General features: G+C 53.2%; 12 protein-coding genes. 7 read left to right on the top strand and 5 right to left on the bottom strand.

Translation table 11 applies throughout. The features are described 5' to 3' along the window. The first annotated feature begins 33 nt into the window (after positions 1–33). The 3 genes from lysS (at position 34) to G8770_RS08480 (ending at position 3,527) form a co-directional block, all read left to right on the top strand. Positions 34–1,536, top strand: a complete 1,503-nt coding sequence (gene lysS / locus G8770_RS08490; protein ID WP_167184697.1) for a lysine--tRNA ligase — start codon at positions 34–36, stop codon at positions 1,534–1,536. Positions 1,537–1,654: 118 nt separating this feature from the next. After that, entirely contained in the window at positions 1,655–2,446 is a 792-nt protein-coding gene (locus tag G8770_RS08485; RefSeq protein ID WP_167184694.1) for a thioesterase family protein, read from the top strand. A gap of 271 nt (positions 2,447–2,717) precedes the next feature. Further along, positions 2,718–3,527 carry a hypothetical protein gene (locus G8770_RS08480; protein ID WP_167184691.1) on the top strand — a complete coding sequence of 270 codons (810 nt, stop codon included), beginning with the start codon at positions 2,718–2,720 and terminating at the stop codon, positions 3,525–3,527. 223 nt (positions 3,528–3,750) lie between these two features. Here G8770_RS08480 and G8770_RS08475 read toward each other — a convergent pair whose 3' ends face one another. The 4 genes from G8770_RS08475 to G8770_RS08460 form a co-directional block, all read right to left on the bottom strand. Beyond that, on the bottom strand, positions 3,751–6,084 hold the full coding sequence (locus tag G8770_RS08475) for a TonB-dependent receptor (RefSeq protein WP_167184688.1): 2,334 nt from the start codon (positions 6,082–6,084) through the stop codon (positions 3,751–3,753). Positions 6,085–6,127: 43 nt separating this feature from the next. Next, positions 6,128–6,931 carry an alpha/beta fold hydrolase gene (locus G8770_RS08470; RefSeq protein ID WP_167184685.1) on the bottom strand — a complete coding sequence of 268 codons (804 nt, stop codon included), beginning with the start codon at positions 6,929–6,931 and terminating at the stop codon, positions 6,128–6,130. 436 nt (positions 6,932–7,367) lie between these two features. After that, on the bottom strand, positions 7,368–8,006 hold the full coding sequence (locus tag G8770_RS08465) for a TetR/AcrR family transcriptional regulator (protein WP_167184682.1): 639 nt from the start codon (positions 8,004–8,006) through the stop codon (positions 7,368–7,370). 85 nt (positions 8,007–8,091) lie between these two features. Then, complete coding sequence (locus G8770_RS08460) at positions 8,092–8,865, bottom strand: ferredoxin--NADP reductase (protein ID WP_167184679.1); 774 nt, start codon at positions 8,863–8,865, stop codon at positions 8,092–8,094. Between the two features lie 181 nt (positions 8,866–9,046). Here G8770_RS08460 and G8770_RS08455 point away from each other — a divergent pair, with 181 nt between their 5' ends. Next, complete coding sequence (locus G8770_RS08455; protein WP_167184675.1) at positions 9,047–9,934, top strand: LysR substrate-binding domain-containing protein; 888 nt, start codon at positions 9,047–9,049, stop codon at positions 9,932–9,934. A gap of 124 nt (positions 9,935–10,058) precedes the next feature. Continuing rightward, positions 10,059–10,949: a hypothetical protein gene (locus G8770_RS08450; protein ID WP_167184672.1), complete on the top strand. Its 891-nt coding sequence runs from the start codon at positions 10,059–10,061 to the stop codon at positions 10,947–10,949. Positions 10,950–11,000: 51 nt separating this feature from the next. Here the strand turns inward: G8770_RS08450 and G8770_RS08445 are convergent, their stop codons facing one another. Beyond that, entirely contained in the window at positions 11,001–11,705 is a 705-nt protein-coding gene (locus tag G8770_RS08445; RefSeq protein WP_167184669.1) for a DUF3581 family protein, read from the bottom strand. 351 nt (positions 11,706–12,056) lie between these two features. On the opposite strand from G8770_RS08445, the gene G8770_RS08440 reads away from it, so the two are divergent. Together G8770_RS08440 and G8770_RS08435 are read left to right on the top strand one after the other, a co-directional pair. Beyond that, positions 12,057–12,446 carry a hypothetical protein gene (locus G8770_RS08440; protein ID WP_167184666.1) on the top strand — a complete coding sequence of 130 codons (390 nt, stop codon included), beginning with the start codon at positions 12,057–12,059 and terminating at the stop codon, positions 12,444–12,446. A gap of 48 nt (positions 12,447–12,494) precedes the next feature. Beyond that, positions 12,495–12,896, top strand: coding sequence for an SMI1/KNR4 family protein (locus G8770_RS08435; protein WP_167184663.1), 402 nt, complete (start codon positions 12,495–12,497; stop codon positions 12,894–12,896). Positions 12,897–13,009 lie beyond the last annotated feature (113 nt).

Raw genomic sequence — 13,009 nt, 5'->3', positions numbered from 1 at the left:
TGCCGGTCCGGTGTACACAATTGGATGAACACTATGAGCAACAACACTCAACAGCCACAAGACGAAAACAAGCTGATCGCTGAGCGGCGCAGTAAACTGTCTGCTTTACGTGAAGCGGGCAATGCCTTTCCCAATACCTTCCGCCCTGACAGTAAAACCCAGGATTTGCAGAATGAGTTTGGTGGCTTTGAGAAACCAGAGCTGGAGCAAATGGGCAAAGTGGTCAGCGTGGCTGGCCGATTGATCCGCAACCGCGGCGCCTTTATGGAAATTCAGGACAGCGCAGGTCGTATCCAGCTGTATGTGACCAAAGAGGCCCGTCCTTTTGCCAAGTCTCTGGACTTGGGGGACATTGTCGGGGTTAAGGGTGAACTGCATAAATCCGGTAAAGGCGATCTGTACGTCCAGCTGGATGAATATCAGTTGCTGACCAAAGCGTTGCGTCCGTTGCCGGATAAGTATCATGGCCTGGCTGATCAGGAGATGCGCTACCGTCAGCGCTACGTGGACTTGATTGCGAACCCGGAAGTGCGTGATACCTTTGTCACGCGTTCCAGGATCGTGGCCTTTATGCGCAATTACTTGAATGGCCGTGATTTCCTGGAAGTGGAAACGCCTATGTTACAGGCCATTCCCGGTGGTGCGACCGCGCGTCCGTTTGTCACACATCACAATGCGCTGGATATTGATATGTATCTGCGTATCGCTCCGGAGTTGTACCTCAAGCGCTTGGTGGTGGGTGGTTTTGATCGCGTGTATGAGATCAACCGCAACTTCCGCAATGAAGGCTTGTCGACTCGGCACAATCCGGAATTCACCATGCTGGAGTTTTATCAGGCTTATGCGGATTACCATGATCTGATGGATCTGACCGAAGACATGCTACGCAAGTTGTGTGAGCAGGTGATCGGCACCACCGAAATTCGCAGTACGGTCAAGAATGCGGAAGGTGAAATCACCCAGGAAACCATCTACGACTTTACCAAGCCATTCCGCCGTATCAGTGTGTTTGATTCGATCCTGCACTTCAATCCGGCGTTGTCTGCGAGTGATATCGACAACATGGACAGCGCCCGTGGCGTTGCTGAGAAGCTGGGCATTCCACTGAAGAATTTCTGGGGCTTGGGTAAGGTTCAGATTGAAATCTTCGAGAAAACCGTTGAACACCGTTTGATGGACCCAACTTTCATTACTGAGTACCCCACCGAGGTGTCGCCGCTGGCTCGACGCAGTGACGACAACCCTTTCGTCACCGACCGTTTTGAGTTTTTTGTGGGAGGGCGTGAGATTGCCAATGGTTTCTCGGAACTGAATGACGCGGAAGACCAGGCTGAACGTTTTCAGGCCCAGGTGGCAGAGAAAGACGCCGGTGATGACGAGGCCATGCATTACGATGCAGACTTTGTTCGCGCACTGGAATATGGCTTGCCACCCACTGCAGGACAGGGGATTGGAATAGACCGTCTGGTGATGTTGCTGACGGATTCGCCTTCGATTCGCGATGTCTTGTTATTTCCGGCCATGCGCCCCGAATAAGCCGATACCATTCCCCGCCGTTGCGGGGAATTTTTTATGCAGGGTTTAATTGCCCTGGGCTCAATGACGCAGAACTCTAAAAAGTGGCAAAGGTCAGGTCAAGATTAAGGGAGGTGGTATGGGGTTGTTTCAGCAGGAAACGCAGGTAGAGCAGGTTGGAGAGAGCCGCTGGCAGTCAGTGTTTGAGGACAATTGGTGTATCGGTAACGTACCCAACGGCGGTTATGTGATGGCCATTGCGGCTAAAGCCCTGAGCGCAGCGTTACCCCATAAAGACCCGATGAGTGTCAGTGCCTTTTATTTGGCGCCAACAAGTGTCGGGCCGGTGGTCTGTGACGTGGAAGTGTTGCGCACTGGCGGGTCTACCTCGTTTGCCATGGTCAGGTTGTACCAGCAGGCTGAGCTCAAAGTGCAGGTCACCGCAGCCTTTACCGATTTGGCGCGCGTACAGGGAGAGACTCAGCAGTTGATCAAGCCGGCCAATACTTTGACGGCCCAGGACTGTGTTCTTTTGAGCACACCTGCGCACATCAAAATAGCCAAGCATGTCAATCTGCGAGTGGCCCCGGGCCAGGAGCAAAGTTTGTTGGGTAATCCCCAGGGAGAAGGGCGCTGGGACGGCTGGATTGATTTCCGTGACGATAGCCCGATCGATACTTTTGCGTTGATGTGTTTCAGTGATGCCTACCCCCCACCGGTCTTCACCTATTATGGTCCGACTGGCTGGGTGCCCACCGTGGAACTGACTGTTCAGGTCAGGGCGCAGCCGGCTCCAGGGCCGATCCAGTGTCAATTTACTTCCCGAATGATGACTGATGGTATTACTGAAGAAGATGGCATCATGTGGGACAGCAGCGGAAAATTGGTGGCGATCAGCCGCCAAACCGCTAAATTCCGTTTGCCCAAGTGAGGGAGAGCGGCAACCGTTTGGGGTGGAAAGATAACCGCTAACGAAGTATTCAGCTAAAAACAGCCGGCTGGCATGGCATCCCGGGCAAGATGAATTACACTGAAAGTCTTTGTTTTTTCAGACAGATGGCTCCGAGTGACATCGGGCTTTTTTAATCTGGAGCTGTTGATTCTATCTTGGGTTATGACTTAGTGAGGCTATGACCTAGCAGGGCAGTGGCTTAGTGTGGTGGGCTGTGACTTATAATGTGGGGCTGTAATGTGGGGCTGTAATGTGGGGATATGATCGGGAGGAAGATACAGTATTCATTCCTCATAAAACTCAAGATGAACACTTTGAACTCTTTTGCCTGGTGCTTGAGCGTGGCTTCGCCATTCATACCGGTCACTCCGACCGCTTGGTTGTGGAGTTCAATCTGACGGACACCGGATCCCGTCGTTATTTACCCCGAGTGCAGCCTAAGCGGGGGGTTAGTTTCCGCATCCCTGAAGGCTGGCTGAAACCCAGTGAAGTGTTCTTACATTACGACCCCTGCAGCGATGCAGATATTCCAGAGCTGGCTTGCTTTCACCCTGAAAGTAATACGTTCGTCCCTTATGATTATGAGCATGCCAATCTGCCGGAGTCTTCGCAGGGTAATATTCTGTTGCCCGTCGTTAAACTCTCTACCTTGAAAGGCCTGCATTACATTAAGGACATTGCGTGCTTGCAAATGTATCAGCTGGATTTCAACCAACTCAAACACGCGGACCCGGCTTTGGCTGAACAGGTAAGAAGTGTGCTGGCCCGCAAGATGGAGCGTTTTATTGAGTTTGCCCACCCCTGGGTGCAGGCCAATCACGCCGAGCGGGTTGCGCAGGAATACCTGGCGACACACCGGCCCCGTTTGGCGGTGTCACGTGAATTGACGTCAGGCGCATCGATTTCACGTGAATCGGCGTCAAATAGAGCCGGGCCACACCTGACTCAAGCCAAACGGCAGAAGGCTCAACCGGTAGCGTCCGTGCGGTCTTCTGTTCAGCCTGCTGCCCAGCCTGACATTCAGGATAGAGCCGAGCCTCCCTTTTTGTCCTGGGATTGAGGTTTTGAGTCAGGTGCGCCTCTCGGCGATGATGTGGCCGCTGGTGCAGCCGGCCCCTCTGTGTTTGTGACTTTCCGTTTTTCTCAGCCCGCCAGACAGTCACATGCTGCCTGGCACCGGCCTTAAACATCCGCAACGGTTTCGCCATAAAGTCCTCATGGGTGCAAACGACACGATTCAAACAGCCTTTGCTGCGAGACCGGCTCTACCCCCATTGGCTGATTTAAAACGCATAGCTTGCCTTAAAGGCCAGGGTGCGTGGCGCACCGTAAAAGCCCTCCACAATCGACACCCCCGAAGAGCGTAAGTCGTAACCCGTGGTGCGGTATTCCTCGTCAGTCAGGTTACGTCCCTCCAAAGCCAGACGCCAGCGCTCGTCAGCGGTGGTGTATGCCAGGGTGGCGTCGATGGTGTCGTAAGCCTTCTGGGCAAGGATGGGGCTGAGGTCGGTCGTGGGAATCACATCGTCCCGGTAACTGTAGCTCAGGCGTGCGGTCAGATCGGCACCATGGCTTAACCCACGTTGATAGGTGACGTTCAGGGTATAGGTCCATTCCGGGGTGTTGGTAAACGCCTTTTGATCGGCCACATCAATGCCGCCATCCAGGTATTCCCGGTACTCGGCATCCAGATAGGCGAGGTTACCACTGACGCTGAAATTCTCCGTCACGGCGGCTGCGAACTCCATTTCAACGCCCTGAATCATGCCTTTGCCGGCATTGGTGAAGTCCCCAAAAAAGGTTCCGTCGCTGGACTGACTGAAGATACTCAGCTGAATATCGTCATAATCGCTGTAAAAGTAAGTTGCATTCAGCATCAGCCGCTCAAGCAGTGTGGATTTGAAGCCAATTTCATAGGTGGTGACGGTTTCTTCATCATAGGGGTTGATGGATTCCGGCTGGCTTACTTGTTTGGCCCGAATGTTGTAGCCCCCACTTTTGAAGCCCATGCTGGCGCTGGCATAGAGTAAAAGATGATCTTCGAACTGATAATCAAGACCGATCTTGGGGGAAAAGTTACTCCAGGTTTCACTGCCAGTAAAGTCGGTTTCGGTGGCAGTGACTGAGGTAAAGTCGGGGTCGGCATAATTTTCCGCCAAAATAGCGGCGGTTTTTTGTTCCCGGGTGTAGCGCCCACCCAAAGTGAGGCTGAGGGCCGGGGTCATTTGCCAGCTGGATTCGCCATAGAGTGAATAGCTTTCTGTGATGACGTCGCCGGCGCTGGTGCTGTACTGGGGCAGGACGGTAGTGATGGCGATCGGCAGAGGATTGCTGGGGTGGCCAGCCGGGAGCACGGGGGCCAGCAAAAACTGGTTCTTAACGGTGCCGCCGGCGGTGGCGTCGATGTAGTAGAGGCCAAAAACCGCCTGCCAGCTGTCGCCGTTGTCGTAGTTAAACTGCAATTCCTGAGTAAACTGATGATCGTCGTATTCGCCGTAGACATCGGCGATGGGCAGTGGGCCCATGTCGAAATCAAGGGTGCCTACGGTGTCACCCTGACGAAAAGCGGTGATGGATTTGAGGCTCCAGGCGTTGTTGAGGTCGTACGCCAGTGTCAGAGAGGCCCCGGAAGTGGTGACATCGTTGCGCGCGCCAACCAATCCACTGTCAGTATCATAGCGATCAGTGGATACCGGCAGCGGCGACTGGCCGTTCACCGCGGCGGCGGCAACGGCCTCTGCGGAATAATAAGGCAGGCCAGGCACCAGGGGCGTCACAAGGCCTGAGATCATGACGGGTAGGGTGGCTTCCCAGGGGTTTTCGAGCATGCGTTGGCCTCCGCGTGGTGCCGAGGTGTCTTTGGTGGCATCCAGGGCCAGTTTCGCGCTCAGACTATCGCTGATGACCCAGTCCAGGGACAGTCGGCCACTGAGCACTTGTTTATCGCTGACGTCGCTTCCCGTGGTGTGATTGGTGCCCAGCCCATCGTGGCTCAGTGAGGCCACTGAGAGTTTGGCGGCGAGGGTGTCTTCAATCAGGGGGGTGCTGTAACTGGCGACCAAATCCTGCCGATTGTAATTGCCCAGCGTCAGTTGCAACTTGCCTTCCTGATCAAAACCGATGGGTTTGGAGATGTACTTGATGGCACCACCAATCGTATTGCGGCCGTACAGGGTGCCCTGCGGACCCCGCAGCACTTCAATACGGTCCACATCAAAGACTTCCAGTAAAGCCCCTTGTGGGCGGGCGATATAGACATCATCCAGATAGAGCCCAACACCGGGCTCAACCCCCCACAGTGGATCCGACTGTCCGATGCCCCGAATGTACGCGGTTAATGTGCTGGTGGTGCCCCGGGCAGCGTAAGCCGTTAAGCCGGGCACTTGCGCCTGAATGTCGGCAAGGTCGGCGGCGCCGCTGATGGCCAGCTCACGGGCATCCATGGCGGTAACCGCTAAGGGAACCTCCTGCAAGCTTTCGGCGCGTTTACGCGCGGTCACCACCACCTCTTCCAGCAGGAGTGAATCGGTTGAGTCTTGGGTGTGCCCCGGCAGTGGCAGGGTGCTGCCGATGGCAAGGCTTAACAGGCTGAGCTTAAGGCGCTTGGTGTTGTTCATAGTCTTTCCCTTTTATGATTATTGCTGTTGGGTATGGTGTTAACTACTGGGGTGAAAAATCCGGCTGGGTGCTGCGTAAAAAAGCGTCCACAACACCATTCAGTCTCTCGGGTTGGTCCAGTGGTGTTGCGTGTCTCGAATCTTCAATAACGTGCAGTTGGCAGTTGGGGATGTGTTCACAATATCTCTGTTTATGGCTCACCGGTGTGTAATCGTGGTCCGCGCTCACGACCAGCACCGGCATGCTTAAACGATGTAATCGAGACGTGACATCCCAGCCCAGAAATGATTTCAGTGAGTGGATGTAAGCCTCAACATCGTTGTGTTTCATAGTGGCGAGAAACTCATCGTATAAAGGTTTTTGCTCCGCTCTGGGGAACAGGTTGCGACCGATCAGTTTTCCGAGCCGCGCCATACCCAGTAAATGAATACAGCCCAGCCGGCCCCAAACGGTCATTTTTTCGCTCAGGGTTTGATAGGGCACGCAGGGGCTGGAATTGATGATGGTCAGGCTTTTCAGTCGTTGTGGCTGGTTGACCGCCAACTGAAAGGCCGTCATCCCCCCCATGGAAAAGCCGGCAAGGTGAAACTGGTCTACGCCAAGCTGATCCAGCAGGTGAAGGATGTCATCGGCAAACATCGGAATGGAATAGGGTCCGCTGGGCTTGTCGGAGTGACCGTGGCCGCGAAAATCAACGGCGATGACCTTATAGCTCTTCGAAAAGTAAGCCGTTTGTGCCCGCCAGTCTTCCAGCCTTGATCCCAGGCCGTGTAACAACACCAGAGCCTCTCCCTGGCCGACAATTTCATAATTCAAATAAACGTTTCTCACCGCTGTTCGGGGCATGCTGGCCTCCTGTGTGCCTTTCATCTACACTCAAAATACGGAATACATATTCCGATTGCAAGCGAAATCCATTAATATCGGAATATTGGTTCCGTAAATATTGTGTGGGGGAAAAAGTTTGAACAGGGCGTGGGTGTGCTCATTATTAATGACAATAACAAAGAGTATCTTTATGAATCTGAGTTTCCAGGCAGTGCGAAGTGAACTTTTAGAATTTGGTGTGCAGGTGTGCAGGCGTGCAGGTGTGCAGGTGTGCAGGCGTGCAGGTGTGCAGGTAGAGGCGGCGTTACACGCAGAGAGGACGGTGATACCTTAACCGTTTAGTGGGACCGTTTGATGCTCTGAGTGCCAGTGGTGTTGCGGGAGTTTGACCGTGGACATTCGTTATTTTGGGCGGGCCGTTTGGTTCTGTCCACCAGCGGTAAGCAGGCGCCGATCAGGTGCTGACGCCCAGGTATTGATTGAAGACGCGCACCAGTTCCGCATTCAAATTTTTGCGTGACAGTCCGCCTAAAGAACCTGTGATCGTGTGCTGGTTGAGTATGCCCAGTACCATATGCGCCACGGCTTTAATGGCTTGTTCTGGTCGAGGGTGGGTGATTTCGTCTTTGCGCTGTCGCAGCAGTGACCCCAAACGCTTGCCGATCAGCTGATTCAGCTGGTGAACCTGATCGCGAAAGCTGGCATCGCGCGAGGCTCTGAGGATCAAGGCTCGCAGGGCGCCACCGCGTCCCTCGTAGATATCAACAAAGACTTCAACAAAGGTTTCGGCAATCGCGGCGATCCCTTGTCCCTGCCAGCGATCAGGGTGAAACGTCGTTTCCACCATATCTTCAATCTCGGTGAAAAAGCGCTGCATCAATAACAGCGTCAGTGTTTCTTTTTCAGACAGCAGTCGATAAAAGGTACCGACAGAGGATTGAGCCTCATTGGCGAGCTCCGCGATGCCAGCTTCTTCAAAACGGTTTTCCGCCAGCAGCCGCTCACCGGCGGCCAGAAAACGATCCAGGGCTTCGCGGCTGCGCGCCTGTGTCGGTTCTGGAAGACTGGCCAGAGAGGTAAATATCGAGCCCATGTAATGTCCAAGTCCGTCAATTGCTTAAGTCGGTGAAAAGACTACCACGAATAGATGTGGACCGAAACGGAATCAATATTCTCGTTTATTTTTCGACAAAGGCTCTTTCAATCACATAGTGGGCTTGATGGCCGTGACGTGACTCGGTGAAGCCTCGCTCATCCAGCCACGCGCAGGTGTCTTTCAGCATTGCCGGACTGCCGCAGACCATGAAGCGATCTGTTTCAGGGTTTATATTGGGTAAGCCCAAAGACTTTGGCAGTACACCGGAAGCCATCGCGTCGGTCAGGCGGCCCTGATTGCGGTAAGGCTCACGCGTCACCGTGGGGTAGTAGAGCAGCTTTTCTTTAATGACATCGCCCAGGTACTCATCATTGGGCAGTTCCTTTTCAATCACTTCCTGATAGGCCAGTTCGGAGACAGTGCGCACACCATGCGTCAGAATGATCTTGTCAAAGCGATCGTAGATTTCCGGGTCACGAATGATGCTCATGAACGGGGCCAGGCCGGTACCGGTACTGATCAGGTACAGGTGTTTGCCGGGCAGCAGGTGATCGGCGATGAGGGTCCCGGTCGGTTTGGTGCTGACCAGTATCTGGTCGCCCACCTGAATGTTCTGCAATTTTGAGGTCAGCGGACCGTTGGGCACCTTAATGCTGAAAAATTCCAGTTGATCATCATAGTTAGCGCTGGCAATGCTGTAGGCGCGCATCAGGGGTTTCCCTTCGACCTCAAGGCCCATCATCACAAAGTGGCCGTTTTCGAAACGCAAAGCGGGGTCGCGGCTGGTTTTGAAGCTAAACAGGGTGTCATTCCAGTGGTGGATGCTGGTGACCGCTTCGGTGATGACTTTTGCCATGGTGCTTAACCCTTACTGGTGATCATTTAAGTTGCAGCCAGTGTAAAGCTTGATTATCATATTTGTAAAACAAGTTAATCAGAAGTTTGTAATCAGTTTTTCGCATATAAGGGGTTTGTCGTTTGAATTGACGACATACTCCGTGTGATTTCCAAACTTTGACACCGTGGACCCCAAAACTATGCGTTATTCACTCCGGCAGTTAGAGGTTTTTCTGGCAGCCGCTCACTTTGAAAACATTACCCGTGCGGCGGAAAGTTTGTCGATGTCGCAATCGGCGGCCAGCAGCTCATTGCGCGACATTGAGCAGCAGTTTGATATTCAGTTGTTTGATCGCGTCGGAAAGCGTCTGCAGCTGAATGAATTGGGCCGGGTTTTGCGCCCCAGGGCCGAAGCCCTGCTAGAGCAGGCACAAGCCTTCGAGCGGGACCTGAATCAGCATCAGGATCTGGGCTTGCTCAAAGTGGGCGCCACGCTGACCATAGGCAATTACCTCGCCGTGGAGATGATGGCGAGCTTTATGACCGATCATGCCGGGGCTGATGTTCAGCTCAAAGTGGCCAACACCGAAACCATTGCCCGGATGGTGGAAAACTATGAGCTGGATGTCGGCTTGATTGAGGGCGAGCTGCAGCACCCGGATCTGGATGTGATGCAATGGCGAGAAGATGATCTAGTCGTGTTTTGTGCGCCAAATCACCCGCTGGCGACCAAGGGGCAATTATCGGATGAGGATTTGTTGGAGGCCCAGTGGGTGGTCAGGGAGTACGGTTCCGGAACGCGTCAGGCCTTTGATCGTGCCATGCAGGGTTTACTCGGCGATATGCATATTCGCCATGAGTTGCAACATACTGAAGCCATCAAGCGAGCGGTAGAGGCCGGACTGGGAATTGGCTGTTTGTCCGAAATTGCGCTGCGGGATGCGTTTCGCCGTGGCAGTCTGGTGCCACTTGACGTACCTCAGCGAAACTTTCACCGGCGTTTTTATATTATTTTGCACAAACAGAAATTTCGAGGACCGGGTATTAATCTCTGGCTGAAGCATTGCGAAGCCTATACTGTGAGGTGATGTGGATGTCCAAAAGGTTGCTGTAAGGTTGAAGTGCTTAAAAAGCGGGAGTCGCATGGCACAGGTAAGGATCACAGGTGGGGTTACTGGTGGGCGTAGTTGGGGGCGTAGTTGGGGGCGCCGGATGACTGGCAAATGGATTGCTGGAATGTGCCTGTTTATCTTCAGCTCAGCGATCGCGCACAGCGCCACCATACTGGTGCCAGACGATGTAATGAGCGACTATCAGACATTTGTCGACGGTCGGGACGTGGGCAGGATTTTCCACTTTGACGGGAAGGCTTCGCGCCGCGACGTTGTCGAAGTGGTGCTGGTGATCCAGGCTCTGCTGGAAGGCGGCTACAAGGATCAGATCCGCTTGCGAAGCAGCCCGGATTACGCACGTACCTTTCGGGAATTAGCCGCTGGCAACGCTTCTCTGGGGGGGACCACGGTGTGGAAGCGCGATGCTGAGCGTCTCAAGCCGAGTGTGGCCGTGAGCGATGCCATTGTCAGGCCTGGTGAGTTTATGGTGGGGGTTTATACCTGCAAGGAGGAATTGCTTTCCCAAAATACATTACCAGCATTGAAAGATCTGAGGGTGGTGTCTAATCGTCAGTGGACAGTGGACTGGCAAACACTTCAGGCGATGGGGTTTTCCAAGCTGGACTCCGTGGATAATTGGATTTCCATGGTGAAAATGCTGTGTTTGGGGCGTGCAGATATTACCCTTGCACCTTTTCCCGCAGGTAAACAGCTCAGTATTGAGGTGGCTGAATACCGACTCTATCCCATTGAAGGAATACAGGTAGAGCTGCTGGGGAGCCGCCATTACCCGATCAGCAGGACTTCAAAAGATTACGCTGTGGTGTCCCGGGCTCTTACGCGAGGTCTGAGGATTCTCCGCAGAGAGCGGCGGTTGGAGCGTGCGTATCGTGAATCCGGGTTTTTTAATGCCGTGGTGGAAGACTGGTCTGTGGTAAATCACGTCCTGAGTAAGGAGAGAGGCGCCAGCGGCGCACCTCCAACCCCTTAGCGTTGTGGCCGCCCTTGCAACCGGGTACCCGGTTAAACACTAACAGGGTACTCAGGCAAAAATCGATTTGCGCTCATTGTAGAATTCGATCAAACCGTCAATGGCCTTTTGATCGTAGGGCTTGAGACCACTCAAAACGATGCGTTTTTCACCGTGCCCCAGTGTGTCATTGCCTTCTTTAAAGTTAAACCGGATGCAGGCATTGCCGCGCTTGCCGTTCACCTCAAGGCTTGAATGGGCATATTCGAGAGTAGGATTGTGAAAATCCAGGGTGTCGAGCTCCAGATGCATGGATTCGTAAATCACCAACGGGCGTGCCGGATTGACCATCACTTCATTGGCTTCCCAGAGGGGAACCAGAAGGTGCGGGAAGGTCTTGCCGGAAAAAGCCACATACACTTCGGTAAGCTTGGAAATCATGTCTGCATCCAGGTTTTTTTTACCTTCAGACTTGATGTACAGGTAGTTTTTACCGGCCTCGTCCTGAATGTCAACGTGACCATCGGAGGCGTGTTCAAAATGCAGATTGACACCGTCACTGACCATATCAGAGAAACGAATGTCCATTTTCTCGCTTAATCCTAGCTTGGACAGCGCGACCGCGAAGAGTAGATCGCCAGGTACGCAAAAGCGGGTGGCGTCTTCATCGTGGATGGGGTTGAAATCATTGGCAATTTGTTTGGCGAAGCTGCACGCCTGATTTCGGGTAAAGCTGAATTCAGCTTGGGAAGGGGTAAAATACTGCTCTAAATGCATAGGACTATTCGCGGCCTGTTTGGACGGGCGGGATTTTAGCAGGGAACGCCAAAAAACTGAATCTATTAAGTGGGAGGCGGCATACATCATTGATTTATAAGGCCAACTGCTTGTCTCTGACGCTATTGACGTCGTCTCGGGATGTCATTAAAAGCCATTTTGGCTCGCAGCGGTGGTTATCCCAAACCTGCGGGCTCAGAGCCTGTTTTGTGTGGGTTTGTCGAAAGAATGGTGATACCTTACCCCGCAGCTGGCCCAGCCCGAGACCGAGAAGTCTTCTATTGAGTCTTTGAGTCCGGATTTGGTCGAAAAGCGTTTTTAGACAAGCTGTCCTTACACTGTGTGGGTTCTATGAAAGATATTGAAATTTACATCCGCGAACCGGTATTGAAGCGCGTTTTAGGGTGGATTAAAGGGGTTCTTGGCCCACTGGAAGAATTGCCCGTCGATAAATCCCAAAAAGGTGTGCGGATGTACCGTGCTCAGGAACAGCAGCCGCCGATTCCGATTGTTGTACAGACGGGCATTGAAGGTGGGCCTTATGTGGGTATCTGGTTCGATTCTGACAAAACCCCCTGGGAGTCGGATGTGGAATGTGCCCGGGAGGCCTTTGCGGCTTTTGGGTTGCCGGTGCAATGTGACCCCGGACCGGAGTATGACAATCAGGATGATTTTTTTAGAATTGATGAAGCGGGCGAGCAAATCGTTCGGTTAAAAGATGGTTTGCTGGGTGTTAAGTAAGAATTAATTCATGTTTTATCATGAGATTGTGTAAGGCAAGAGGGCGTTATGGAAGAGTTGATTGATGAGCTGCACGCGGTCTCGGAAGAGGTGCCGGTACCTCTGGAGTTGCCCGAGCACGATCAGGTGGTCGTGGCTCAGGAAGAGATTTTGATGCCGCTACCCGCGGATTTTCGTGAGTTTCTGATGACTTGCGGGGATGTAGTTTATGGCACCCTGGAACCGGTCACCGTGGCCGATCCTTCATCTCACACCTACCTCCCTGAAGTGACCTCGACCGCCTGGTCCATAGGCATGCCGCGGGAAATGGTGGCGTTGTGTGAATCTCGCGACGGGTTTTACTGTGTTGCGCAGGACGGCGAAATCAAGCTTTGGACAGAGTCGGGCTTCGACGCCGAAGTGTGGGAAAACATCTGGTATTGGGTCAGGGACGTATGGCTGGAAAGCTAACGTTGGGTTAATCAACCGCGGGCCATTACTCAGGGGCGCAATCAACCGTCAGCTGTCAATTGCTTATGCGTTGTCGATGACCGCGTGTTGAGGCTCTCTTAACCTAAGGATTG

It is taken from the genome of Pseudomaricurvus hydrocarbonicus (genome assembly GCF_011602365.1).
Classification (GTDB): Bacteria; Pseudomonadota; Gammaproteobacteria; order Pseudomonadales; family Cellvibrionaceae; genus Pseudomaricurvus; species Pseudomaricurvus hydrocarbonicus.
The sequence above is the reverse complement of the archived record's forward strand: the minus strand, read 5'-3'. Positions and strand labels throughout refer to the sequence as shown.

Coding starts and splice junctions, on each gene's coding strand:
- lysS (WP_167184697.1), top strand. CDS start 34: ATGAGCAACAACACTCAACAGCCACAAGACGAAAACAAGCTGATCGCT.
- G8770_RS08485 (WP_167184694.1), top strand. CDS start 1,655: ATGGGGTTGTTTCAGCAGGAAACGCAGGTAGAGCAGGTTGGAGAGAGC.
- G8770_RS08480 (WP_167184691.1), top strand. CDS start 2,718: ATGTGGGGATATGATCGGGAGGAAGATACAGTATTCATTCCTCATAAA.
- G8770_RS08475 (WP_167184688.1), bottom strand. CDS start 6,084: ATGAACAACACCAAGCGCCTTAAGCTCAGCCTGTTAAGCCTTGCCATC.
- G8770_RS08470 (WP_167184685.1), bottom strand. CDS start 6,931: ATGCCCCGAACAGCGGTGAGAAACGTTTATTTGAATTATGAAATTGTC.
- G8770_RS08465 (WP_167184682.1), bottom strand. CDS start 8,006: ATGGGCTCGATATTTACCTCTCTGGCCAGTCTTCCAGAACCGACACAG.
- G8770_RS08460 (WP_167184679.1), bottom strand. CDS start 8,865: ATGGCAAAAGTCATCACCGAAGCGGTCACCAGCATCCACCACTGGAAT.
- G8770_RS08455 (WP_167184675.1), top strand. CDS start 9,047: ATGCGTTATTCACTCCGGCAGTTAGAGGTTTTTCTGGCAGCCGCTCAC.
- G8770_RS08450 (WP_167184672.1), top strand. CDS start 10,059: ATGACTGGCAAATGGATTGCTGGAATGTGCCTGTTTATCTTCAGCTCA.
- G8770_RS08445 (WP_167184669.1), bottom strand. CDS start 11,705: ATGCATTTAGAGCAGTATTTTACCCCTTCCCAAGCTGAATTCAGCTTT.
- G8770_RS08440 (WP_167184666.1), top strand. CDS start 12,057: ATGAAAGATATTGAAATTTACATCCGCGAACCGGTATTGAAGCGCGTT.
- G8770_RS08435 (WP_167184663.1), top strand. CDS start 12,495: ATGGAAGAGTTGATTGATGAGCTGCACGCGGTCTCGGAAGAGGTGCCG.